This window comes from Hydrogenophaga sp. UC242_50, assembly GCF_042697355.1.
Lineage (GTDB): Bacteria > Pseudomonadota > Gammaproteobacteria > Burkholderiales > Burkholderiaceae_C > Hydrogenophaga.
In genome coordinates this window covers 2,650,370-2,673,464 of the sequence record NZ_CP170553.1, presented here as the reverse complement: position 1 = coordinate 2,673,464, position 23,095 = coordinate 2,650,370, and the positions used below count along the sequence as shown (strand labels likewise).

Genomic DNA, 23,095 nt, shown 5'->3' with positions numbered 1-23,095 from the left:
AAAAGGCCGCCCCGAAGGAGCGGCCCATCCAAGAGAAACTTGAATTATTTGCTGTGCTTGGCAAGCAGGGCCCGAGCCTCGGACACCAGCTTCGCGCCGTCGATGTTCTTGGCCTGCACTTCCTTCACCCAATCGGCCTCCACAGCCGCCGCCGTCGCCTGCCAACGCTTGGTTTCAGCAGCGTCCAAGGTCACCACCTTGTTGCCCAGCTTCGTCGCCGACGCCAGACCCATGCGGTCACCCTCGTCCATCGCGCGACCGAACAACGCCGCCGTCTCCACACCCGAATTCGCGTCGATCACCTTCTTCAGATCCGCCGGCAGCTTGTCATAGCTGTTGCGGTTCATCGTCAGCGCGAACGTCTGCGTGAACAAACCCTGTGGGCCCGAGAACGTGGTGTGGTTCTTCACGATCTCCGCGATCTTCAGCGAAGGCACCACCTCCCACGGAATCGTCGTGCCCTGAATCACACCCTTGGTCATCGCCTCCGTCACCGCTGGCACCGGCATGCCCACCGGCGTCGCGCCCAGCTTCAACAACATGCTGCTGATCACCCGCGAACCGCCGCGCACCTTCTTGCCCTTCAGGTCTTCCAGCTTCGTCAGCGGCTCCTTCGTGTGGAACAGGCCCGGGCCGTGCGTGTGCGCCGCCAGCAGCTTCACGTCCTTGAACTCATCGGCCGCGTGCTTCTCCACGAACTCGTGGAACGCGCGCGACGCCGGCTCGGCCTTGCCGCTCATGAACGGCAGCTCGAACACCTCGGCCTTGTTGAAACGGCCCGGCGTGTAACCCAGCACCGTCCAGGAAATGTCCACCACGCCATCGCGCACCTGGTCGAACAGCTGCGGCGGCGAACCACCCATGGACATCGAGTGGAACAGCTGCACCTTGATGCGGCCACCCGACTCCGCCTCGACCTTCTTCGCCCACGGCACGATGGCCAGGGCGGGGATGGGCGCCGTCGGCGGCAGGAACTGGTGCAGGCGCAGCGTCACGGTCTGCTGCGCCAGGGCGCTGCCCGCCAGGGTGGCCGCGCCAAGGGCGGCCATCGCCACGATGGCGTTGCGGCGTCGAAGGAATGTCATGGAGATGCTCCTGAGAGAAAGGGGGAAGGCGAGAAAAAACGAAATCCGTGCGGTCCACCCCCTGAAGGGCGGCCAGGACATGACATGTGCCGCGTCAGGCACAAGAGGCACACTGTGCAGCCATCGCGCGCCCCGCGCCAGCCTGTTTAGGTACAAACAGCTATTCCATCTTGTTATGAAACCTGCTAGGCGGTTTTTGATCGCTCGCCCTCACCCATGAGCTCACCGATCCAGTTCCACTTCGACTTCATCTCGCCCTACGGCTACTTCGCCTCGCTGCGCATCGAGGCCCTGGCCGCCCGCCATGGCCGCGCGGTGGACTGGCGCGCCATGCTGCTGGGCGTGTCGGTGATGAAGGTGATGGGCCTCAAACCCTTGATGGACACGCCCCTGAAGGGCCCTTACACCGCGCGCGACGTGCTGCGCCACGCGCGCGAACACGGCCTCCCGATGAAGCGCCAGCCGAACGACCCGGTGATGAACCCCCTGCCCTGCGCGCGCGCCTTCGCCTGGGTGAAGCAGCACCAGCCGGCCCACGCGGCCGCGCTGGCGCACGCGATCTACGCGGCCTATTGGGGCGAGGGCCAGGACCTTTCCACGCCCGAAGCCCTGCGCGGCCTCGCCCTGCCCGAGGGTTTGTCGGCCGATGCCGTGGCCGAGGCGGCCGCGGGCGACGAAGCCGCGTCGCTGCTGCGCGCGATGGTCGACGCGTCGCTGAAAGCCGGCGTGTTCGGCTCGCCCACCGTGGTGGTGGACGGCGAACCCTTCTGGGGCGTGGACAAGCTCGATCAGGTCGAGCGCTGGCTCACGCGCGGCGGCTGGTAGCCCTCGCTCAGTCGAAGCGCAGCTCGGTCTCGACGGCCATGGCCGCGAGACCTTGCATGAGGCGCTCGCGCAGCGCTTCGTCGCGCGGACCGGACACGGTGATCACCGCGCACTGCCGCCCGCCCCGCTCCAGCGCCTGCACGCGCGCCGGCACACCGGGCGCCCATTCGCGCAGCGCCTCGGCCAGCTTGATCTCGATCGCGCGCAGCCGCAGCTCGGGCTTGAACACCTTGCCGATCGCGGTCATGGGCAAGGCCTCGAGCAGCACCACGCGTTTGGGCACCGCCGGCCGTTCGTAGACCTGCGGTGCAACCAGCGCCAGCAACTCATCGGCAAGCAGCGTCGTACCCGGCTTGAGCGTCACGAAGGCCACCGGCACTTCGCCCGCGTAGGCATCGGGCTCGGCCACCACGGCGCACAAGGCCACGGCGGGGTGCGCGAGGAACGCGTCTTCCACCAGGCCGGGGTCGATGTTGTGCGAGCCGCGGATGATCACGTCCTTCGCGCGGCCGGTGATGTGGATGCGGCCGGCATCGTCGAGGTGGCCCAGGTCGCCGGTGACGATCCAGCCCTGCTCGAACATCCCGGCGTTGCGCGCCGCGTCGGTGTAGCCCGGGCTCACGTGCGGGCCGCGCAGCACCAGCACGCCGGTCTCGCCCGCCGCGCAGCGTTCGTCCAGCTTCGCCTCGCCATCGCGCCAGGGCACGGCATGCACCTCGGTGTAAGGCAGGCGCAGGCCGGCCGAGCCGGGCGTGCGCGGCCCGAGCAAGGGCTCGATGCTCACCAGCCCCGCGCACTCGGTCATGCCCAGGATGTTGCGCACGGGGATGCCGCTGGCGGCTTCGAAGCGTTGCGCGAGTTCGGACGGCAGCGGCGAGCCACCGGTGTAGGCCGCGCGCACGGTGGTGATGTCCGCGTCCACCGGCACGCCCATCAGGGCCGCGAGCACCGTGGGCACGCAGGCCAGGTGCGTCACCCGCTCGCGCTCGCAGAACCGCCAGTAGCGCTGCACGAACCCGGTGTTGCGCATGCCGCTGAGTGTGGGCAGCACCTGCCGCGCGCCCACCGCGAGCAAAGCCAGGCCATAGACGAAGGCGCCGGCCACGTGGAACAGCGGAAAGCCGTTGATCTCCACCGCGTGTTCGTCCAGGTCGTAGAAGGCGTGGGCGAACCAGGCCGTGTGCGCCTCGTTGCCCTGGGTGTGCTGCGCGAGCTTGGGCGCGCCCGTGGTGCCGCCGGTGTGGAACAAGGCCACCACACGGTCGGGGTTCAGGTCGGGCTCGAAGCCCAGCGCCTCGGGCTGCGCGGCGAGCAGGTCCTGCAGCACCGGCACGTCGGGCGCGGTGGACTCGCCCACGCGGATCTGGATCAACGGCAGCGCATGGTGTTGCACCACCTGCTGCGCCACCGGCCACACCGCGAGCTCGCCGTTGGGCCCGAGCGCGACCAGCAGCCTGGCGTTCGAGGCTTTCAGCAAGGCCGCGATGTGATCGGGCTGCAGCAGGTAGTTGATGGGACACACGCGGCCCGCGAGCTGCGCGCCCCAGAGCACCGCATGCGCCTCGGGCAGGTTGGGCGCGAGCAGCGCCACCGCGTCGTCCGGCCCCACGCCCAGCGAGCGGAACAGGTTGGCCGCGCGGTGGATGTCGGCCACCAACGCGCGGTAGCTGATGCGGCGGGGCTCGGTGGCGAGATCGGCGTCGGGCAGAAAGCGGAACGCCTCGCGCTCGGGGAAACGCTCGGCCGTGGCGCGGATCAGCGCATACGGACTGCGGTGCGGTGCGGTCTGTTCGCGCGGGGTCTGCTCCAGCCGTTCGATGTCGGCCAGCGTGGTGAAGGCCTGCATGGGCGCGGCCTCAGGCATCCAGCCCCAGCAGGCGCACCGCGTTGCCCTTCAGGATGCCGGGCATCACCTCGGGCTTGAAACCGGCGACCTCGAAGTCCTTCATCCAGCGCTCGGGCGTGATCAGCGGGTAGTCGCTGCCGAACAGCACGCGGTCCTTCAGCAGCGTGTTGGCGTACTGCACCAGCTGCTTCGGGAAGTACTTCGGGCTCCAGCCCGAGAGGTCGATCCACACGTTGGGCTTGTGCGTTGCGCACGCTGAGCGCCTCGTCCTGCCACGGGAAGCTGGGGTGGGCCATGACGATCTGCATGTCGGGGAAATCGATCGCCACGTCGTCCAGGTGCATGGGGTTGCTGTACTCCAGCCGCAGGCCGCCGCCGCAGCGCATGCCCGAGCCGATGCCGCTGTGCCCGGTGTGGAAGATCGCGGGCAGCTTGTGCGCGTTGATCACCTCGTAAATCGGCCAGGCCATCTTGTCGTAAGGGTGGTAGCCCTGCACAGTGGGGTGGAACTTGAAACCCTTGACGCCCTCTTCCGCGATCAGCCGCTCGGCCTCGCGCGCGCCCATCTTGCCCTTGTGCGGGTCGATGCTGGCGAAGGCAATCATCATGTCGCTGTTCTCGCGCGCGGCCTGCGCGATCTCCTCGTTCGGGATGCGCCGGCGGCCGAGCTTCGATTCGCTGTCCACCGTGAACATCACCAGGCCGATCTTCTTCTCGCGGTAGTAGGCGATGGTCTCGGCGATGGTGGGCCGGCGGTTGCTGCCGAAGTACTTGTCGGCCGCGCGGTCGTACTCCTCGCCGTAGTTGTCGAAGGGGTTGCGGCAGCTCACTTCCGCGTGGGTGTGGATGTCAATCGCGAGCAGGTTCTTGTGGTCCATGGGTGTCTCTTTACCTAGGGTAAACACGGGGGTCGTTTTCGACCAGTGTGCTTGTTTTGGTTATTGTTTATAACAATAATGCGACCTCACTTCAAGCAAGCCCTTCCTGCCTCATGCCCATCCATTCCACCGACATCAGCCTGAGCCTGCAAGGCGAATCGTCCGAAATCGCGGTCATCACGCTGAACCGGCCCGCCAAGCGCAACGCGCTCAACGACGGCCTGATCCTCGCCTTGCGCGACATCTTCCAGGGCATGCCGCAAGGCGTGCGCGCCGCCGTGATCCACGGCGCGGGCGAGCACTTCTGCGCCGGCCTGGACCTCTCCGAACTGCAGGAACGCGACGCCGGCCAGGGCCTGCACCACTCGCGCATGTGGCACGCCGCGCTGGAGTGCGTGCAGCACGGCCCGGTGCCGGTGGTCGCGGCGCTGCACGGCGCGGTGGTCGGCGGCGGCCTGGAGCTGGCCAGCGCCTGCCACATCCGCGTGGCCGACGCCTCGTCCTTCTTCGCGCTGCCCGAAGGCTCGCGCGGCATCTTCGTGGGCGGTGGCGGCTCGGTGCGCATCCCGCGCCTGATCGGCGCCGCGCGCATGGCCGACATGATGTTCACCGGCCGCGTCTACAAGGCCGAGGACGGCGAGCGCATCGGCCTGGCGCAGTACCTGGTGCCCGAAGGCACGGCGCTGGAAAAAGCCATGGAACTGGCGCACGCGCATCGCCAGCAACGCACCGCTGACCAACTACGCGCTGATGCACGCCCTGCCGCGCATCGCCGAACAACCGGCCGACCAGGGCTTCTTCACCGAAGCGCTGATGGCCGCCATCGTGCAGAACGCCCCCGAGGCAAAAGAGCGCGTGCGCGCCTTCCTCGAAGGCCGCGCGAACAAAGTGCAACGCGACTGACGTCGCTCCCCCCGCGCCGCCTTCGGCGTCACCCCCCGGAGGGGGGCGATGCCAGCGGCCCGGCAAAGCCGGTTCCGCGGCATCTCTGGAATGAGACACGCGACTCGAGAAACTGATCGATAAAGAAAAGCCCGAGAGAGACATGAGCCAGAACCCCGCCACGGCCGCCCGTTATCGGCCCCTGACCTTCGGTGTCACCCGCGCCACGCTGCGCGACGGCGACACCGGCGTGCACTACCTGAGCGCGCAGCAGGACCTGCCCGCCTTCCCCGGTCGCATCACCGACCGGCTGGTGCACTGGGCCCGGACGCGCCCCGACCAGACCGTGTTCGCGCGCCGCGCGAAGAACGCCGACGGCACCACGGGCGACTGGCGCCACATCAGCTTCGCGCAGGCGCTGGACGCGGCGCGCCGCATCGGCCAGGGCCTGCTGAACCGCGGCCTGTCCGCCGACAAGCCGGTGCTGATCCTGAGCGAGAACGACCTGGAACACGCGCTGCTCGCGCTGGGCTGCGTCTACGCCGGCATCGCCTACTGCCCGACCTCGCCGGCCTATTCGCTGGTGAGCCAGGACTTCGACAAGCTGCACCACGTGGTGAAGACGCTCACGCCCGGCCTGGTGTTCGCCGCCGACGCGCAGCGCTACAGCCGCGCCATGCTGGCCACGCTGGGGCCCGACGTGGAGCTGGTGACGACCGCGGGCAGCGTGCCCGGCCGCGCCACCACCTCGTTCGCCTCGCTGCTGGCCACCGAGGCCACACCGGCGGTGGACGCCGCCATGGCCGCCACCGGCCCGGACACCATCACCAAGTTCCTCTTCACCTCGGGCTCGACCAAGATGCCCAAGGCCGTGATCAACACGCAGCGCATGTGGTGCGCCAACCAGCAGCAGATGACGGAGTCGATGCCGGTGCTGGCCGAGAACCCGCTGGTGCTGGTGGACTGGCTGCCCTGGAACCACACTTTCGGCGGCAACCACAACGTCGGCATGGTGCTGTACCACGGCGGCACGCTCTACATCGACGACGGCAAACCCACGCCCGCGCTGATGGCCGAGACGCTGCGCAACCTGCGCGAGATCGCGCCCACGGTGTACTTCAACGTGCCCACGGGTTTCGAGGCGATTGCCAACGCGATGAAGACCGACGAGGCCCTGCGCAAGACCCTGCTCTCGCGCGTGCGCATGTTCTTCTACGCGGGCGCCGCCCTGGCCCAGCCGGTGTGGGACGCCCTGCACGCGGTGCAGGAACAGGAGATCGGCGAGCGCATCGTCATGGGCACGGGCCTGGGCATGACCGAGTCGGGCCCGTTCGGCCTGTACGTGACCAGCGCCAACGTGAAGGCCGGCGACCTGGGCCTGCCCACGCCGGGCCTGGTGCTCAAACTGGTCGACACCGACGGCAAGACGGAGGTGCGCTACAAGGGCCCGAACATCACGCCGGGCTACTGGCGCATGCCGGCGGAGACCGCCGAGTCCTTCGACGAAGAAGGCTTCTTCAAGACCGGCGACGCGGTGAAGTGGATCGACGAGACCGACATCCACCAGGGCCTGAAGTTCGACGGCCGCATCGCCGAAGACTTCAAGCTCGCCACCGGCACCTTCGTGAGCGTGGGCCCGCTGCGCGCCAAGATCATCGCCGCCGGCGCGCCCTACATCCAGGACGTGGTGCTCACCGGCCTGAACATGAAGGAAGTCGGCGCCATGGTGTTCCCCACCGGCGCGGTGCGCGCGCTCAGCGGCCTGGGCGCCGAGGCCTCGCTGCACGAGGTGCTCGACAGCGCGCCCGTGCTCGCGCATTTCCAGCGCGTGGTGACCGAACTGGCCAAGACGTCCACCGGCAGCGCCAGCCGCATCGCGCGCCTGTGCCTGCTGGCCGACCCGCCCACCATCGACCGCGGCGAGATCACCGACAAGGGCTCGATCAACCAGCGCGCGGTGCTGGCCCACCGGGCCGAGACCGTGGAGCGCCTGCACGCCGACACGCTGCACGCCATCCTGAAACCCGAATAAACGAAAGACGACATGGCTTCCCGAGGATTCTTCAACGCGTTCGACGACGTCTGGCTGCTCGACGGCGTGCGCACCCCCCTGGTGGACTACTGCGGCGCGCTCGGCCACATCTCGCCCACCGACCTGGGCATCAAGGCCGCGCGCGAAGCGCTGGCGCGCGCGGGCGTGCCGGGCGAGCACATCGGCTCGGTGGTCACGGGCAACATGGCGCCCGGCGATTTCGACCAGTTCTTCCTGCCGCGCCACATCGGCCTGTACGCCGGCGTGCCGGTGGAGGTGCCGGCCATCATGGCGCAGCGCATCTGCGGCACCGGCTTCGAGCTGTTCCGCCAGGCCGGCGAACACATCCAGGGCGGCGCCTGCGAGGCCGCGCTGGTGGTGGGCACCGAGAGCATGACGCGCAACCCCATCGCCGCCTTCGACCACCGCACCGGCTTCAAGCTGGGCGCGCCGGTGGGCTTCAAGGACTACATGTGGGAAGCGCTGAAGGACCCGGCGGCGGGCATCAACATGATCCAGACCGCCGAGAACCTGGCGAAGCAATACAGCATCACCCGCGAAGAGGTGGATGCCTTCGCCTCGGCCTCGTTCGCCAAGGCCGTGGCCGCGCAGGAAAGCGGTTTTCTCGCCGGTGAGATCGTGCCGGTGGTGACCGAGAAGTTCGAGCTCGCGGGCTACAAGGCGCGCGGCATCAAGCTGCAAGGCAAGCTCACCGAGGTGCGCACCGACACCCACCCGCGCCTCTCGCCGGTGGAGGTGCTGGCCAAGCTCAAGCCCGTGTTCGAAGGCGGCGTGCAGACCGGTGGCAACAGCTCGGCCCTGGTGGACGCCGCCGCGGCCTGCGTGGTCGCCTCCGGCGCCTACGCGAAGGCGAACGGCAAGCAATCGCTGGCCCGCGTGGTCGCCGCCGCCGCCGTGGGCGTGCCGCCCGAGATCATGGGCATCGGCCCGGCGCCGGCCATCCGCCTGCTGCTGGAGCGCACCGGCCTGAGGCTGAGCGACATCGCGCGCTTCGAGGTGAACGAAGCGCAAGGCGCGCAGACCCTGGCGGTGGCGCGCGAGCTCGGCATGGACCTCGACAAGCTCAACGTCAACGGCGGCGCGATCGCGCTGGGCCACCCGCTCGCCGCCACCGGCGTGCGCCTGACGCTCACGCTGGCGCGCGAACTGCAGCGCAGCGGCCAGCGCTACGGCATCTCCAGCGCGTGCGTGGGCGGTGGCCAGGGCATGGCCCTCCTGATTCAAAATCCGAACGCCTGAAACCAGAGAAGAAGGAGACCTCTATGAACATTCAAGGACACGCGGCCCTCGTCACCGGTGGTGGCTCGGGCCTGGGCGAAGCCACCGCGCGCGAACTCGCGCGCCTGGGCGCCAAGGTCGCCGTGCTCGATGTGAACCTGGACAACGCCAAGCGCGTGGCGGCCGACATCGGCGGCGTGGCGCTGCTGTGCGACATCACCGACACCGAGAGCCTGCAGGCCGCGATCGACCAGGCCGCCGCGGCCCACGGCCCGGCGCGCATCCTGATGAACATCGCCGGCATCGGCTCGGCCAAGCGCGTGGTCGCCAAGGACGGCAGCCCCGCGCCGCTGGAAGACTTCGCCAAGGTCATCAACGTCAACCTGATCGGCACCTACAACGTCAGCCGCCTGTTCGCCGCCGCCTGCGCCAGGCTCGATGCGCTGGAAGACGGCGAGCGCGGCGTGATGGTGTTCACCGCCAGCGTGGCCGCGTTCGACGGCCAGATCGGCCAGCAGGCCTACAGCGCCTCCAAGGGTGGCCTGGTGGGCATGACGCTGCCGATGGCGCGCGACCTCGCGCAGCACGGCATCCGCGTCTGCACCATCGCGCCCGGCCTGTTCAGCACGCCGCTGATGAAGCAGCTGCCCGAGCCGGTGCAGCAGTCGCTGGCCGCCAGCATCCCCTTCCCGCCGCGCCTGGGCAAGCCCGAGGAGTTCGCCCAGCTCGCCGCGCACATCGTCACCAACACGCACCTCAACGGCGAAGTGATCCGCCTCGATGGCGCACTCCGCATGGCCCCCCGGTAAACCCCCTCATGACCAAGACCGTTGTTTACGAAGTGGAAGTGATGTTCGGCGACTGCGACCCCGCTGGCATCGTCTTCTTTCCGAATTTCTCGAAGTGGATGGACGCGTCCTCGCTGAACTTCTTCGTCAAGTGCGGCGTGCCGCCCTGGCGCGAGCTGGTCAAGACGCGCGGCATCGTGGGCACGCCTCTGCTGGAGATCCACACCAAGTTCAGCCGCCCGGCCACCTACGGCGAGCGCCTGCAGATTCACACCAGCGTGACCGAGTGGCGCGAGAAGGTGTTCATGCACCGGCACGTGGTGAAACGCGGCGACGAGGTGCTCTGCGAAGGCACCGAGACGCGCGCCTTCGTGATCCACCCGCCCGAGGCGCCCGAGCGCATCAAGGCCATTCCCGTGCCCGAGGACATCAAGGCCCTCTGTTCCTGACCCCTGCGTTTTCCCTGCCCTTTCCCTTTTCACCACCCCAGAAGGAGACTCGAATGAAAGCCGTCAAAACCCTCGTCGCCGTCGCCGTCACGGCCCTGGCCAGCACCGCGGCGCTGGCCGACATCAACGTCGGCGTGATCCTCTCGCTCACGGGCCCGGGCTCCGGCCTCGGCATTCCGATGCAGAACCAGTTCAAGCTGTTTCCGCAGACCATTGGCGGCGAGAAGGTCAACCTGATCATCCTGGACGACGCGAGCGACCCGGGCAAGGGCGCTGCCAACGCACGCCGCCTGGTGACCGACGACAAGGTCGACGTCATCATCGGTTCGACCCTCACCCCGGTGGCCGCGGCCATCGCCCCGGTGGCAGCCGAAGCCAAGACCGTGCAGCTGGCCGCTTCGCCCGTGGGCGTGCCGCCCGGTGCCGACCAATGGCTGTTCCGCCTGCCGCAGGGCAACGATGTGATGGGCTTCGCCGTGGTCGAGCACATGAAGAAGCAGGGCATCAAGACCATCGGCTTCCTGGGCTACACCGACGCCTACGGCGAGCTGTGGCTCAAGGCCATGACGCCGCTGGCCGAGAAGGCCGGCATGAAGATCGTGGCCGCCGAGCGCTTCGCGCGCGCCGACACCAGCGTGACGCCGCAGGCGCTCAAGCTCACCGCCGCCAACCCCGATGCGATCCTGGTGGTGGCGACCGGCTCGGGCGCGGCCATGCCGCACAAGGCCATCGTCGAGCGCGGCTACAAGGGCAAGATCTACCAGACGCACGCTGCCGCCACGCCCGACCTGGTGCGCATCGGTGGCAAGGACGTGGAAGGCTCCTTCGTGGTCTCCGGTCCGGCTGTGATCGCCGAACAGTTGCCTGACAACCACCCGTCCAAGAAGCTGGCCATGGACTTCGTCACCAACTACGAGAAGCTGGTCGGCCCAGGCATGCGCAACCAGTTCGCGGGCCACGCCTACGACGCCGCCATCGCACTGAACAAGGCCGTGCCGATCGCACTGAAGACCGCCAAGCCCGGTACGCCCGAGTTCCGCGCCGGTCTGCGCGACGCACTCGAAACCATGGGCCGCACCGTGTTCGCGCACGGCGTGATGAACTGGACCAAGGACGACCACTGGGGCTTCACCAATGAGACCGGTGTGATGCTGAAGGTCGTCGACGGCAAGTTCAAAGTCGAGTGATTCGAAACTCCCCCCTGCGCCGCTGACGCGGCTTCCCCCTCTGTGGCGCGCCTTCGGCGCTTCGAGGGGGGACGACACCTGGGGCCGGCGGAGCCGGACCCTCGGTGTCCCTGTTCGAGAGTGTCTCTTTCTTGCGCTGAGGCTTTTATGGATTTCTCAATCGCCAGCATCCTGGCGTTGGATGGTCTGACCAACGGTGCGGTGTACGCACTGCTGGGCCTGGCCATCGTCCTGGTGTTCACCGTCACCCGGATCATCTTCATTCCCCAGGGGGAGTTCGTCGCTTACGGCGCGCTCACCCTGGCGATCTTCCAGACCGGCAAGGTGCCCGGCACCGTGTGGCTGCTGTTGCTGCTGGCCAGCGTGGCCGCGCTCATGGAGCTGTTCGGCCGTTGGCAGCACCAGCGCAATGCGCTGATCGCCGTCAAGGCGGCCGCGCGCACGCTCGCCTTGCCCGTTGTCGTCTCTCTCGTCGCCATCTGGGCCGCGCCGCAGCAGTTCCCGCTGTGGGTGCAGGCGGTGCTCAGCGTGGCGGTGGTCACCGTGTACGGCCCGCTGGTGTACCGCGTGGCCTACCAGTCGCTGGAGAGCTCCACGCCGCTGGTGCTGCTGATCGTGTCGGTCGGCGTGCACTTCGCCTTGACCGGCCTGGGCCTGCTGTTCTTCGGCGCCGAGGGCTTCCGCAACCCGGCGTTCTCGGGACGCGCGCTACGCCATCGGCCCCGTCATGCTGTCGGGTCAGGCCATCATCACCTTCGCGGCGACGGTGGCCCTCATCGTCATGCTCTGGCTCTACTTCGAGCGTTCGCTGCGCGGCAAGGCGCTGCGCGCCATCGCCGTCAACCGCACCGGTGCCCGCCTGATGGGCATCTCCTCACAAGCCTCCGGCCAGCTGACCATGACCATGGCGGCCTTCATCGGCGCGCTCTCGGGCCTGCTGATCGGCCCGACCACCACGGTGTTCTACGACTCCGGCTTCCTGATCGGCCTCAAGGGCTTCGTGGCCGCCGTGGCGGCCGGCCTGGCGAGCTACCCGGGCGCGCTGGTCGCGGCCCTGGGCGTGGGCGTGATCGAGGCCTTCGGCTCCTTCTGGGCCAGCGCGTTCAAGGAAGTCATCGTCTTCACGCTCATTCTTCCGGTCCTGCTGTTCCGCTCGCTGCGCAGCAAGCACTCCGACGAGGACCACTGACATGCCAAAAAATCAAAACCTGGGCCTGCTGATCCTGGCCGTCGCGATCCCGTTGCTTGCGCTCGCGCCCCTGCCCGATTTCTGGGTCACACAGCTCAACTACATCGGCATCTACAGCATGACGGTGCTGGGCCTGATCCTGCTCACCGGCGTGGGCGGCCTCACCTCGTTCGGCCAGGCGGCCTTCGTCGGCATCGGCGCCTACACCACGGCCTGGCTCACGCTCAACCTGGGCGTGTCGCCCTGGATCACGCTGTTCATCGGCATGGCGCTGACCGCCGGCAGCGCGCTCATCGTGGGCCTGATCACGCTGCGCATGTCGGGCCACTACCTGCCGCTGCGCCACCATCGCCTGGGGCCTGTCGCTGTACTACCTCATGGGCAACCTGGACGCGCTGGGCAAGTACGACGGCCTGCTGGGCATCAAGAGCCTGTCCATCGGCGGCTTCGACATCGGCCAGGGCCGCGCCTTCTTCGTGTTGACCTGGGTCATCCTGCTGGCCTTCGTGGCCGCGCTGATGTTCCTGCTGGACTCGCGCGCGGGCCGCGCCATGCGCTCGCTCAAGAGCGGCTCGCAGATGGCCGAGGCGATGGGCATCAACACCTTCCGCTACAAGGTCACCATGTTCGTGCTGGCCGCGCTGTTCGCCTCGGTGGCGGGCTGGCTGCTCGCGCACTTCCAGCGCACGGTGAACCCCTCGGCCTTCGGCCTGAAGATGGGCATCGAGTACCTGTTCATGGCGGTGATCGGCGGCGTGGGCCACGTGTGGGGCGCCATCGTCGGCGCCGGCCTCATCCGCGTGCTGGAAGACCAGCTGCAGGTGCTGCTGCCCCGCCTGATCGGCACCAGCGGCAGCTACGAGGTGATCGTCTTCGGCATCGCGCTGGTGGTGGTGCTCAAGTACCTGCCCGACGGCCTGTGGTCCGTGGTCGGCAAGGGCAAGGCGCCGAAGCCGCGCGCGGTGGACTGGCAGAACGCCGCCGCCCTGCCCGAGCGCGCCAAGCCCGCCGCTGGCGAGCTGGTGCTGGACGTGCAGAAGGCGCGCATGCAGTTCGGCGGCCTGGTGGCGGTGAACGACATCAGCTTCCAGATCCACGCCGGCCAGATCGTCGGCCTGATCGGCCCCAACGGCGCCGGCAAGTCCACCACCTTCAACCTGATCACGGGCGTGCTGCCCGCCACCAGCGGCGAGGTGCGCTTCCAGGGTGGCAACGTGATCGGCAAGCCCTCGCGCGCCATCGCGCAGCTGGGCATGGCGCGCACCTTCCAGCACGTGAAGATGATCCCGGACATGACGGTGCTCGAGAACGTGGCACTGGGCGCGCACACGCGCGGCCGCAAGGGCGTGCTGCCCGCCATGCTGCGCGCCAACCGCGCCGAGGAACGCCAGCTGTTCCGCGAGGCGCAGCGCCAGCTCGAGCGCATCGGCATGGGCGAGTACCTGCACGAACAGGCCGGCAACCTGGCCATGGGCCCGCAGCGCCTGATGGAAATCGCGCGCGCCCTGTGTGCCGACCCGACCCTGCTGCTGCTGGACGAACCCGCCGCCGGCCTGCGCCACAAGGAGAAGCAGGCCCTGGCCGGCGTGCTGCGCCAGCTCAAGGCCGAGGGCATGAGCATCCTGCTGGTGGAACACGACATGGACCTGGTGATGCAGATCTGCGACCACCTGGTGGTGATGGAATTCGGCACCCTGCTCACGCAGGGGCCGCCCGAGCAGGTGCAGCAGGACCCCAAGGTGCGCGCCGCCTACCTGGGCACGGAACACTGAGGCACGAGACATGAGCAACCCCATTCTTCAAGTCAAGGGCCTGCGCGCCGGCTACGGCCGCGCCGAGGTGCTGCACGGCATCGACCTGCAGGCGCAAGCCGGCGGCGTGATCACCGTCATCGGCCCCAACGGCGCGGGCAAGTCCACGCTGCTCAACACCCTCATGGGCATCCTGCCCGGCCAGGGCGCGATCGAGTTCCGCGGGCAGGACATCAGCACCCTCACGCTCGAAGAGCGCGTGATGAACGGCATGGCCCTGGTGCCCGAGAAGCGCGAGCTGTTCGGCACCATGGCGGTGGAAGACAACCTGCTGCTCGGCGGTTTCCGCCAGATGCGCCTGGGCAACGCCCAGTGGCGCAGCCGCCTGGACGACGTCTACAGCATCTTCCCGCGCCTGCAGGAGCGCCGCGTCCAGCTCGCCGGCACGCTCTCGGGCGGCGAACGCCAGATGCTGGCCGTGGGCCGCGCGCTCATGTCCGCGCCCGACCTGCTCATGCTCGACGAGCCCAGCCTGGGCCTGGCGCCGCTGATCGTCAAGGAGATCTTCGCCATCATCGACCGCCTGCGCCAGACCGGCGTGACCATCGTGCTGGTGGAGCAGAACGCGCGCGCCGCGCTGCAGGTGGCCGACCACGGCTACGTGCTCGAGATGGGCGAACTCAGCGCCCAGGGCCCGGCCAGCGAACTCGCCAGCGACCCGCGCGTGATCGAGACCTACCTCGGCACCGCGCGCAAAGCCACCGCCGCATGAACGCCTACCAGCCCCGCGCCGCCGAACATGCCTTCGTGCTGTTCGACGTGCTGCGCGCGCACGAACACATCGCCGAACTGCCCGCGCTGGCCGAGCACGCCGACACCGGCCTGCTCACGCAGGTGATCGAGGAAGCGGGCAAGTTCGTCGGGGAAGTGATCGCCCCGCTCAACCGCGAAGGCGACGAAGTGGGCGCGCAATGGAACGCCGGCGCGGTCACCATGCCGCCCGGCTTCCGCGACGCCTACCAGGCCTTCTGGCAGGCCGGCTGGCCCTCGCTGGCCAGCGCCCCCGAAGACGGCGGCCAGGGCCTGCCCACCGTGGTGGAAGCGGTGCTGCACGAGATGCTCAACGCCGCCAACCACGGCTGGACCATGGCCCCCGGCCTGCTGCACGGCGCCTACGAATGCCTGCGCCACCACGCGAGCGACGAACTCAAGGCCCGCTACCTGGAGAAGCTGGCCTCGGGCGAATGGCTCGCCACCATGTGCCTGACCGAGCCCCACGCCGGCAGCGACCTGGGCCTGGTGCGCACCAAGGCCGTGCCGCTGGCCGACGGGCGTTGCGCCCTCAGCGGCACCAAGATCTTCATCTCGGGCGGCGAACACGACCTGGCCGACAACATCGTGCACCTGGTGCTCGCGCGCCTGCCCGACGCCCCGCCCGGCCCCAAGGGCCTCTCGCTCTTCCTCGTGCCCAAGTTCCACGAAGACGGCAGCCGCAGCGCCGTGCACTGCGAGCGCATCGAGGAAAAGATGGGCATCCACGGCAGCCCCACCTGCGTGATGCGCTTCGACGAGGCCGCCGCCTCCCTGGTCGGCGAGCCCGGCAAGGGCCTTAACGCCATGTTCGTCATGATGAACGCGGCGCGCCTGCTGGTGGGCCTGCAGGGCGTGGGCCTGCTCGACGCCGCCTGGCAGAAAGCCCATGCCTACGCGCAGGAGCGCCGCCAGATGCGCGCGCCCGGCACCACGAGCAAGGCCGGCGAGGCCGACCCGATCGCCCTGCATCCTGCGATCCAGCGCATCCTGGGCACCCAACGCGCCTGGATCGACGCCGGGCGCGTGATCGCCTACCGCACCGCGCTCGAACTCGACACCCAGAAACACCACCCCGACGCCGCCCGGCGCGAGGCCGCCGCGCGCTGGTGCAGCCTGGTCACGCCGGTGCTCAAGTCCGCCTGGACCGAGCAGGCCTTCAGCGGCGCCAGCGCCTGCCTGCAGGTGTTCGGTGGCCACGGCTACGTGCGCGAATGGGGCATCGAGCAGCACGTGCGCGACGCGCGCGTTGCGCATGATCTACGAGGGCACGAACGAGATCCAGGCGATCGACCTGCTGGTGCGCAAGACCCTGCCCGACGGCGCCACCGCGCTGCAGGCCCTGCTGGCCGACCTCAACAGCGACCTGGCCGCCCTGCCCGAGGCGGCGGCCACCCGTGGCGCCCTGGCGCGTTTCGGCGACTTCGTGCGCGAGCGCGTCGTGCCCATGGCCGGCGCCTCGGCCGAGCGCCCGTTCTGGCTGGCCGACGACTTCCTGCGCGCCACCGCCCTGCTGCTCATGGCCTGGGCCTGGGAGCGCCTGGCCGCCACCGCCGGCCACGGCGCCGAGGCCCGCGCCGCCTTCTGGCGCTGGGTCTGGCCCGAGTTCGAGATGCGCCTGGCCATGATGGACGCCACCCTGGTCACCTAAGCTCCGCGACCATGTCCGAAACCGCCCTCTCCACCGCCAATGCCCTGCGGCGCCCGCGCGGCCCGCGCAAGCCCGCCGCCCCGGCGCCGCTGGACAGCGCGCCGGAGAGCGCCGGGCCCGAGATCGACACCAGCTACCTCGAAACCCTGCTGGGCTACAACGCGCGGCGCACCGCGCTGGCCGTGATCACGGTGTTCCTGCGCCGCATGGAGCCCTTCGGCATGCGGCCGGTGGACTTTTCCGTGCTCTCGGTCGTCGCGCACAACCCGGGCGTGACCTCGCGCCAGATCTGCGCCGCCCTGGACATCCTGCCGCCCAACCTGGTGGGCATGGTCAAGAGCCTGCAGAAACGCGGCCTGATCCTGCGCAAACCCCACCCCACCGACCGGCGCGCCCAGGGCCTGCACCTCTCGGCGCCCGGCGAGCGCCTGTACCGCGAGGCCCAGGCCACGGCCACCGCGCTGGAGCGCGACGTGGCCGACCGCCTCTCGCCCGAGGAGCTGCAGACCCTCATCGGCCTGCTGCGCAAGGTCTACCGCCGCCCGGCCACGCCCGCGCAATCCGGGTAAGTCCGTAGCCTTGGCCTTTGCGCCACAGAACGGGGGTTCCCGCAGCTAGCAAACCGGTAGCGCGGGCCGTATATTGCGAGAACCAGACGGGCCCGTCGCAGGAGACCTCGCATGAGTGCCAAGGACAACGCTGCCGTGATGCAACTCTTCGACTTGCTGGAATCGCGCTACGCCATGCGCGTGATCTGGGCCCTGAGCGACGGCCACCCCCAGACCTTCCGGCTCCTGCAGGACAGCGTGGGCGGCGTCACCCCGAACACGCTCAACACCCGCCTGAAAGAGCTGCGCGCCGCCCGCCTGGTGGACCACAGCGGCCATGGCTACCGGCTCACCACCCAGGGCGCCGATCTGGCGCGCCGGCTGGTGGAAGTGCAGCAATTCGCGGGCAAATGGTCACACCAGCAGGCGCGCGCTACCCATCCCCTGCCCGCCGGGACATAGAATCACGCCCCTGGACAGGCCGCCTTCGCGCCGGCAGCGTCCACCGGTGGCGAAAGTGCCACCTCCCACCCTTGAATCCGGGCCCGTCGGCCCCAATTGCCCTGCATGGCCGTCCTGGCCATTGACTTCACGCACTTCAAAGACCCATGAGCCAGACGACACCCCATACCGCCCAGCCCGACCCGAACGCGCCTGTGAGCCCCGAAGAGGCCCTGGCCGCCGAGGCCGCCAACCAGGCCGATGCCGTCGCCGCCCTGACCCAGGATCTCTCCACGCTCAAGGCCCAGAACGCCGACCTGGCCGACCAGTTCCTGCGCGCCAAGGCCGAGGCCGAAAACGCCCGCCGCCGCGCCGAGGAAGAGGTCAGCAAGGCCCGCAAGTTCGCCGTGGAGAGCTTTGCCGAGAGCCTGCTGGCCGTGGCCGACAGCCTCGAAGCCGGCCTGGCCATCCAGGAAGCCACGCGCGAACAGCTGCGCGAAGGCACCGAGGCCACGCTCAAGCAGCTCAAAAGCGCGCTGGAGCGCCACAAGGTGCTGGAAATCAACCCGACCGGGGCCGCGAAGTTCGACCCCCACCAGCACCAGGCCATCAGCATGGTGCCTGCCGACCAGGAAGCCAACACCGTGGTCAGCGTGCTGCAGAAGGGTTACCTCATCGCCGACCGCGTGCTGCGCCCGGCCCTGGTGACGGTGGCAGCCCCCAAATGATCACCCGGCGGGCTTGAAATACCCACCGGTTATCCACACCTTCCCCACATCGTTTTTCACAACATCCTCACTTTTCGCATCGGAGCAACAACATGGGACGAATCATCGGCATTGACCTGGGCACCACCAACTCGTGCGTGTCCATCATGGAAGGCAACAACACCAAGGTGATCGAGAACGCCGAGGGTGCGCGCACCACGCCGTCGATCGTGGCCTACCAGGAAGACGGCGAAGTGCTGGTTGGCGCCTCGGCCAAGCGCCAGGCCGTCACCAACCCCAAGAACACGCTGTACGCGATCAAGCGCCTGATCGGCCGCAAGTTCACCGAGAAGGAAGTCCAGAAGGACATCAACCTCATGCCCTACTCCATCGTGGCCGCCGACAACGGCGACGCCTGGGTGGAAGTGCGCGGCAAGCAGATCTCGGCCCAGCAGGTCAGCGCCGACATCCTGCGCAAGATGAAGAAGACCGCCGAGGACTACCTGGGCGAGCCGGTCACGGAAGCCGTGATCACGGTGCCCGCGTACTTCAACGACGCCCAGCGCCAGGCCACCAAGGACGCCGGCCGCATCGCCGGCCTGGACGTCAAGCGCATCATCAACGAGCCCACCGCCGCGGCCCTGGCCTTCGGCCTGGACAAGCAGGAAAAGGGCGACCGCAAGATCGCCGTGTACGACCTGGGTGGCGGCACGTTCGACGTGTCCATCATCGAGATCGCCGACGTCGATGGCGAGAAGCAGTTCGAGGTGCTCTCCACCAACGGCGACACCTTCCTGGGCGGTGAAGACTTCGACCAGCGCATCATCGACTACATCATTGGCGAGTTCAAGAAAGAGCAAGGCGTCGACCTGTCCAAGGACGTGCTCGCGCTGCAGCGCCTGAAGGAAGCCGCCGAGAAGGCCAAGATCGAGCTCTCCAGCTCGGCCGCGACCGACCTGAACCTGCCCTACATCACGGCCGATGCCTCGGGTCCCAAGCACCTGAACATCAAGCTCACGCGCGCCAAGCTCGAAGCCCTGGTGGAAGAGCTGATCGAGCGCACCATCGCGCCCTGCCGCACCGCCATCAAGGACGCCGGCATCAGCGTGTCCGACATCCACGACGTGATCCTGGTCGGCGGCATGACCCGCATGCCCAAGGTGCAGGAAAAGGTGAAGGAATTCTTCGGCAAGGAACCGCGCAAGGACGTGAACCCCGACGAAGCCGTGGCCGTGGGTGCCGCCATCCAGGGCCAGGTGCTCTCCGGTGACCGCAAGGACGTGCTGCTGCTCGACGTGACCCCGCTGAGCCTGGGCATCGAGACCATGGGTGGCGTGATGACCAAGATGATCACGAAGAACACCACGATTCCGACCAAGTTCGCGCAGACCTTCTCGACCGCCGAGGACAACCAGCCGGCCGTGACCATCAAGGTGTTCCAGGGCGAACGCGAGATCGCCTCGGGCAACAAGCTGCTGGGTGAGTTCAACCTCGAAGGCATCCCGAGCGCGCCGCGCGGCATGCCGCAGATCGAGGTCTCGTTCGACATCGACGCCAACGGCATCCTGCACGTGGGCGCCAAGGACAAGGGCACCGGCAAGGAAAACAAGATCACCATCAAGGCGAACTCGGGCCTGTCGGAAGACGAGATCCAGCAGATGGTGAAGGACGCCGAGCTCAACGCCGCCGACGACAAGAAGAAGGTCGAGCTGGTGCAGGCCCGCAACCAGGCCGAAGCCATGGTGCACAGCGTGAAGAAGTCGCTGGGTGAACACGGCGACAAGCTCGAAGGCGCCGAGAAGGAAGCCATCGAAGCCGCGTTGAAGGACGTGGAAGAAGCCGCCAAGGGCGAGGACAAGGAAGCCATCGAGGCCAAGACCGAAGCCCTGATGGCCGCGAGCCAGAAGCTGGGCGAGAAGGTGTACGCCGCGTCGCAGGCCGAAGCCGCCGCCGCCGCGGGTGGTGCTGGCGCCGATGCCGCACCGCAAGGCAGCAGCAAGCCGGACGACGACGACGTGGTCGATGCCGAAGTCAAGGAAGTGAAGAAGGGCTGATCGGGGCCCGCTTCCCACCCCATTCGCCGCGTCCGGGCAACCTGACGCGGCGTTTGTGCTCCAAACGAACCGCAAGAAACCATGGCTAAACGCGATTTTTACGAAGTGCTGGGCGTGCCCAAGAACGCCGGCGACGACGAGATCAAGAAGGCGTATCGCAAGCTGGCGATGAAGCACCACCCCGACCGCAACCAGGGGGATGCGGCCAAGGCGGCCGAAGAGAAGTTCAAGGAGGCCAAGGAGGCCTACGAGATGCTGTCGGACCCGCAGAAGAAGGCGGCCTACGACCAGTACGGCCACGCGGGCGTGGACCCCAACATGCGCGGCGGTGCGGGTGGCGCCGAAGGCTTCGGCGGTTTTGGCGACGCGTTCGGCGACATCTTTGGCGACATCTTCGGTGGCGCGCGCGGCGGCCAGCGCGGCGGGCGCCAGGTGTACCGCGGTGCCGACCTCTCCTACGCGATGGAAATCTCGCTCGAAGAGGCCGCCGCCGGCAAGGAAACGCAGATCCGCATTCCCTCGTGGGACAACTGCGAGACCTGCAGCGGCACCGGCGCCAAGCCCGGCACCAGCGTGAAGACCTGCACCACCTGCCACGGCCAAGGCTCGGTGCAGATGCGCCAGGGCTTCTTCAGCGTGCAGCAGACCTGCCCCACCTGCCATCGCCAGGGCAAGATCATTCCCGAGCCCTGCACCACCTGCCACGGCCAGGGGAAGATCAAGAAGCAGAAGACGCTGGAGATCAAGATCCCCGCCGGCATCGACGACGGCCAGCGCATCCGCAGCACCGGCAACGGCGAACCCGGCCAGAACGGCGGTCCCTCGGGCGACCTCTACATCGAAGTGCGCCTGCGCAAGCACGACATCTTCGAGCGCGAGGGCGACGACCTGCACTGCCAGGTGCCGGTGAGCATGACGGTGGCCGCCCTGGGTGGCGAGATCGACGTGCCCACGCTGGCGGGCAAGGCCACCATCGACCTGCCCGAAGGCACGCAGAGCGGCAAGACCTTCCGCCTGCGCGGCAAGGGCGTCAAGGGCGTGCGCAGCAGCTACCCCGGCGACCTGTACTGCCACGTGGCGGTGGAAACGCCGATCAAGCTCACCGAGCACCAGCGCAAGCTGCTCAAGGAGCTCGACGAGTCGTTCAAGAAGGGCGGCCACAAGCACAGCCCGAACGACAAGGGCTGGTTCGAGAAGGCCAAGTCGTTCTTCAGCTGATCGGCCGGCTCAGACCTGACAGGCTCAGACCTGAATGAAAAAGCGGCGCCGAGGCGCCGCTTTTTTTTGCTTTCAGAATCGTTGCAGCGGTCTGAAGCAAGACACAGGGGACAGATTGGCCAGCGGCTTGTCAGGTGCCTTCTTCTTCAAAGTAATCGCTGTCCAGCTTCGGTATCTTCACCGCCCGCGCGGTGATGCCCACCTCATGTTGGATCATCAGCTCCGCGAGTCGGTTTCCATCGATCAGCACCATGCCATCGACCGATCCCGCAAACTCCCGGGCTTGCACCGTGTAGCCGGACGTGGTGATGAAGACACCCTTCTTGGCCTTCTGACCTGCCAGGGCACCATAGAACGCCTGCAAGTCGGGTCGGCCGACGGTCGATTGCCACCTCTTGGCCTGGACATACACCTTCTCAAGTCCCAGCTTGTCGAGCGAAATAATGCCGTCGATACCGGCATCGCCGCTGCCGCCAACCTGCTGGAGATCTGCACGGCTGGCCCCATAGCCCATTCGATGCAGAAGATCCAGAACAATCGTCTCAAAAAAGGCCGGGCTGACCTGCGCCAAAGCGTCCAGCAACTCGGTGGTTGCAGCTTCATGAAGCTCCGTCAGCGCCTGGCCAAGACGATCGTCTGGACTGACGGTCGCGGAAAAAGAGGTCGGGGCGAAAGCAGGAAGCGACGCACTGGATGTCGCGCCCGGAAGGCTTTGCGGCTTCAGTTTCACGCCGACAAACCCCATCGCCAGCTGCTCGACCAACTCCGGTGTGAAAGGGTCACCATGTTCTTTCGCGAAAGCCATTCCTTCGGGGGTTACTTTCCAGAAGCCCCTCTTTGGGCTGCTGGAGAGACCCGCACGCTTCAAACGGTCGTGGCCCCAACCCGCGCGGTTCTTGTACATCGGTTGACTGCCGCTGGGAAGAAGCTGCTCTCGATCTTCCGCGGTCAATCCGAGTTGGTTGGCGGCGGCCTCGTGAGCGACTTTCGCATCAACACCCAGAGGGTGCTGGGCCAGATACCTCAGCAGTGGCTCAATGAACTTGTCGTACGTGGGAACAGGCATGTCGTGCAACTCATCGAAAATGAAGCAAAGACTGAAGCGATGGGAGAAAGGCGTTCAAGATCGTCAATCTCCTCACCGGAAAGAGGTTTCATGCAAATGTAACGCTGCATGCCCTCACCGGCGGACCCAGCAAACCGCTCAGTAGTTGTAGAACGCCCGGATCACATTGCCGTCCGGATCGCGCACCACGAATTCGTGCAGCGGGGACCAGGGCTTGGACTCGGGCGGGTGCTGGATGTCGGCACCGTTGCGGACCCAGGCCGCGTGCAAGGCATCCACTTCCTCTTTGCTGTCGAGGTTCAGCCAGATCACCACCGGTGCTGGGTTGCCGAAGTAATCGCGAAACGAGGTGTCGGTGAGGAAGATGCGGCTCCGTCCCTGCGAGATGCCCGCGATCCCGCCCCCCCTCGCGACCCCAATCCACCGTGAAGCCCAACTTCTCTTCGTAA

At 67.7% G+C, this 23,095-nt stretch carries 16 protein-coding genes and 5 pseudogenes; 16 read left to right on the top strand and 5 right to left on the bottom strand.

Annotation, left to right across the window (positions count from 1 at the left end):
• Positions 1 to 44: 44 nt before the first annotated feature.
• The gene (locus ACFJGX_RS13770) at positions 45 to 995 is read right to left on the bottom strand and encodes a TRAP transporter substrate-binding protein (protein WP_382326360.1); all 951 of its coding nucleotides are present in this window, start codon (positions 993 to 995) and stop codon (positions 45 to 47) included.
• A 306-nt stretch (positions 996 to 1,301) separates the two neighbouring features.
• Here ACFJGX_RS13770 and ACFJGX_RS13765 point away from each other — a divergent pair, with 306 nt between their 5' ends.
• Positions 1,302 to 1,910 carry a 2-hydroxychromene-2-carboxylate isomerase gene (locus tag ACFJGX_RS13765; RefSeq protein WP_382320638.1) on the top strand — a complete coding sequence of 203 codons (609 nt, stop codon included), beginning with the start codon at positions 1,302 to 1,304 and terminating at the stop codon, positions 1,908 to 1,910.
• A gap of 7 nt (positions 1,911 to 1,917) precedes the next feature.
• On the opposite strand, the gene ACFJGX_RS13760 is transcribed toward ACFJGX_RS13765, so the two are convergent.
• Together ACFJGX_RS13760 and ACFJGX_RS13755 are read right to left on the bottom strand one after the other, a co-directional pair.
• Positions 1,918 to 3,756 carry an AMP-binding protein gene (locus ACFJGX_RS13760; protein WP_382320640.1) on the bottom strand — a complete coding sequence of 613 codons (1,839 nt, stop codon included), beginning with the start codon at positions 3,754 to 3,756 and terminating at the stop codon, positions 1,918 to 1,920.
• Positions 3,757 to 3,766: 10 nt separating this feature from the next.
• Positions 3,767 to 4,634 (bottom strand): annotated as a pseudogene (locus ACFJGX_RS13755) (amidohydrolase family protein).
• Between the two features lie 113 nt (positions 4,635 to 4,747).
• Here ACFJGX_RS13755 and ACFJGX_RS13750 point away from each other — a divergent pair.
• The 15 genes and pseudogenes from ACFJGX_RS13750 to dnaJ all read left to right on the top strand — a co-directional run bounded on the left by ACFJGX_RS13750 (position 4,748) and on the right by dnaJ (position 21,580).
• Positions 4,748 to 5,537: pseudogene (locus ACFJGX_RS13750) on the top strand (crotonase/enoyl-CoA hydratase family protein).
• A gap of 142 nt (positions 5,538 to 5,679) precedes the next feature.
• Entirely contained in the window at positions 5,680 to 7,548 is a 1,869-nt protein-coding gene (locus ACFJGX_RS13745; RefSeq protein ID WP_382326357.1) for a feruloyl-CoA synthase, read from the top strand.
• 12 nt (positions 7,549 to 7,560) lie between these two features.
• A complete protein-coding gene (locus tag ACFJGX_RS13740; protein ID WP_382320644.1) occupies positions 7,561 to 8,808 on the top strand; it encodes a thiolase family protein in 1,248 nt (415 codons plus the stop codon).
• A gap of 23 nt (positions 8,809 to 8,831) precedes the next feature.
• The gene (locus tag ACFJGX_RS13735) at positions 8,832 to 9,596 is read left to right on the top strand and encodes an SDR family NAD(P)-dependent oxidoreductase (RefSeq protein ID WP_382320647.1); all 765 of its coding nucleotides are present in this window, start codon (positions 8,832 to 8,834) and stop codon (positions 9,594 to 9,596) included.
• Positions 9,597 to 9,604: 8 nt separating this feature from the next.
• The gene (locus ACFJGX_RS13730; protein WP_382320649.1) at positions 9,605 to 10,024 is read left to right on the top strand and encodes an acyl-CoA thioesterase; all 420 of its coding nucleotides are present in this window, start codon (positions 9,605 to 9,607) and stop codon (positions 10,022 to 10,024) included.
• 53 nt (positions 10,025 to 10,077) lie between these two features.
• A complete protein-coding gene (locus ACFJGX_RS13725) occupies positions 10,078 to 11,211 on the top strand; it encodes an ABC transporter substrate-binding protein (protein ID WP_382320651.1) in 1,134 nt (377 codons plus the stop codon).
• A 147-nt stretch (positions 11,212 to 11,358) separates the two neighbouring features.
• Positions 11,359 to 12,400 (top strand): annotated as a pseudogene (locus ACFJGX_RS13720) (branched-chain amino acid ABC transporter permease).
• A gap of 1 nt (position 12,401) precedes the next feature.
• Positions 12,402 to 14,172: pseudogene (locus tag ACFJGX_RS13715) on the top strand (ATP-binding cassette domain-containing protein).
• A gap of 10 nt (positions 14,173 to 14,182) precedes the next feature.
• Entirely contained in the window at positions 14,183 to 14,923 is a 741-nt protein-coding gene (locus tag ACFJGX_RS13710; protein ID WP_382320655.1) for an ABC transporter ATP-binding protein, read from the top strand.
• Positions 14,920 to 16,612 (top strand): annotated as a pseudogene (locus tag ACFJGX_RS13705) (acyl-CoA dehydrogenase family protein). The gene ACFJGX_RS13710 and the pseudogene ACFJGX_RS13705 overlap by 4 nt, the downstream one beginning before the upstream one ends.
• Positions 16,613 to 16,623: 11 nt before the next feature.
• On the top strand, positions 16,624 to 17,181 hold the full coding sequence (locus tag ACFJGX_RS13700) for a MarR family winged helix-turn-helix transcriptional regulator (RefSeq protein WP_382328581.1): 558 nt from the start codon (positions 16,624 to 16,626) through the stop codon (positions 17,179 to 17,181).
• A gap of 111 nt (positions 17,182 to 17,292) precedes the next feature.
• On the top strand, positions 17,293 to 17,622 hold the full coding sequence (locus ACFJGX_RS13695; protein ID WP_382320657.1) for a winged helix-turn-helix transcriptional regulator: 330 nt from the start codon (positions 17,293 to 17,295) through the stop codon (positions 17,620 to 17,622).
• Between the two features lie 146 nt (positions 17,623 to 17,768).
• Positions 17,769 to 18,329: a nucleotide exchange factor GrpE gene (gene grpE / locus ACFJGX_RS13690; protein WP_382320659.1), complete on the top strand. Its 561-nt coding sequence runs from the start codon at positions 17,769 to 17,771 to the stop codon at positions 18,327 to 18,329.
• Positions 18,330 to 18,421: 92 nt separating this feature from the next.
• Entirely contained in the window at positions 18,422 to 20,362 is a 1,941-nt protein-coding gene (gene dnaK, locus ACFJGX_RS13685) for a molecular chaperone DnaK (protein WP_382156671.1), read from the top strand.
• Positions 20,363 to 20,443: 81 nt separating this feature from the next.
• Positions 20,444 to 21,580: a molecular chaperone DnaJ gene (gene dnaJ, locus ACFJGX_RS13680; RefSeq protein ID WP_382320661.1), complete on the top strand. Its 1,137-nt coding sequence runs from the start codon at positions 20,444 to 20,446 to the stop codon at positions 21,578 to 21,580.
• A 130-nt stretch (positions 21,581 to 21,710) separates the two neighbouring features.
• Here dnaJ and ACFJGX_RS13675 read toward each other — a convergent pair whose 3' ends face one another.
• Positions 21,711 to 22,646, bottom strand: a complete 936-nt coding sequence (locus tag ACFJGX_RS13675; protein WP_382320663.1) for a restriction endonuclease — start codon at positions 22,644 to 22,646, stop codon at positions 21,711 to 21,713.
• Positions 22,647 to 22,784: 138 nt separating this feature from the next.
• Positions 22,785 to 23,012, bottom strand: a complete 228-nt coding sequence (locus tag ACFJGX_RS13670) for a VOC family protein (protein WP_382328700.1) — start codon at positions 23,010 to 23,012, stop codon at positions 22,785 to 22,787.
• Between the last annotated feature and the right edge of the window lie 83 nt (positions 23,013 to 23,095).

What these genes read in the sequence shown, in the direction of transcription:
- ACFJGX_RS13765 (WP_382320638.1), top strand. Translation starts at nt 1,302, where the DNA reads ATGAGCTCACCGATCCAGTTCCACTTCGACTTCATCTCGCCCTACGGC.
- ACFJGX_RS13760 (WP_382320640.1), bottom strand. Translation starts at nt 3,756, where the DNA reads ATGCAGGCCTTCACCACGCTGGCCGACATCGAACGGCTGGAGCAGACC.
- ACFJGX_RS13745 (WP_382326357.1), top strand. Translation starts at nt 5,680, where the DNA reads ATGAGCCAGAACCCCGCCACGGCCGCCCGTTATCGGCCCCTGACCTTC.
- ACFJGX_RS13740 (WP_382320644.1), top strand. Translation starts at nt 7,561, where the DNA reads ATGGCTTCCCGAGGATTCTTCAACGCGTTCGACGACGTCTGGCTGCTC.
- ACFJGX_RS13735 (WP_382320647.1), top strand. Translation starts at nt 8,832, where the DNA reads ATGAACATTCAAGGACACGCGGCCCTCGTCACCGGTGGTGGCTCGGGC.
- ACFJGX_RS13730 (WP_382320649.1), top strand. Translation starts at nt 9,605, where the DNA reads ATGACCAAGACCGTTGTTTACGAAGTGGAAGTGATGTTCGGCGACTGC.
- ACFJGX_RS13725 (WP_382320651.1), top strand. Translation starts at nt 10,078, where the DNA reads ATGAAAGCCGTCAAAACCCTCGTCGCCGTCGCCGTCACGGCCCTGGCC.
- ACFJGX_RS13710 (WP_382320655.1), top strand. Translation starts at nt 14,183, where the DNA reads ATGAGCAACCCCATTCTTCAAGTCAAGGGCCTGCGCGCCGGCTACGGC.
- ACFJGX_RS13700 (WP_382328581.1), top strand. Translation starts at nt 16,624, where the DNA reads ATGTCCGAAACCGCCCTCTCCACCGCCAATGCCCTGCGGCGCCCGCGC.
- ACFJGX_RS13695 (WP_382320657.1), top strand. Translation starts at nt 17,293, where the DNA reads ATGAGTGCCAAGGACAACGCTGCCGTGATGCAACTCTTCGACTTGCTG.
- grpE (WP_382320659.1), top strand. Translation starts at nt 17,769, where the DNA reads ATGAGCCAGACGACACCCCATACCGCCCAGCCCGACCCGAACGCGCCT.
- dnaK (WP_382156671.1), top strand. Translation starts at nt 18,422, where the DNA reads ATGGGACGAATCATCGGCATTGACCTGGGCACCACCAACTCGTGCGTG.
- dnaJ (WP_382320661.1), top strand. Translation starts at nt 20,444, where the DNA reads ATGGCTAAACGCGATTTTTACGAAGTGCTGGGCGTGCCCAAGAACGCC.
- ACFJGX_RS13675 (WP_382320663.1), bottom strand. Translation starts at nt 22,646, where the DNA reads ATGCCTGTTCCCACGTACGACAAGTTCATTGAGCCACTGCTGAGGTAT.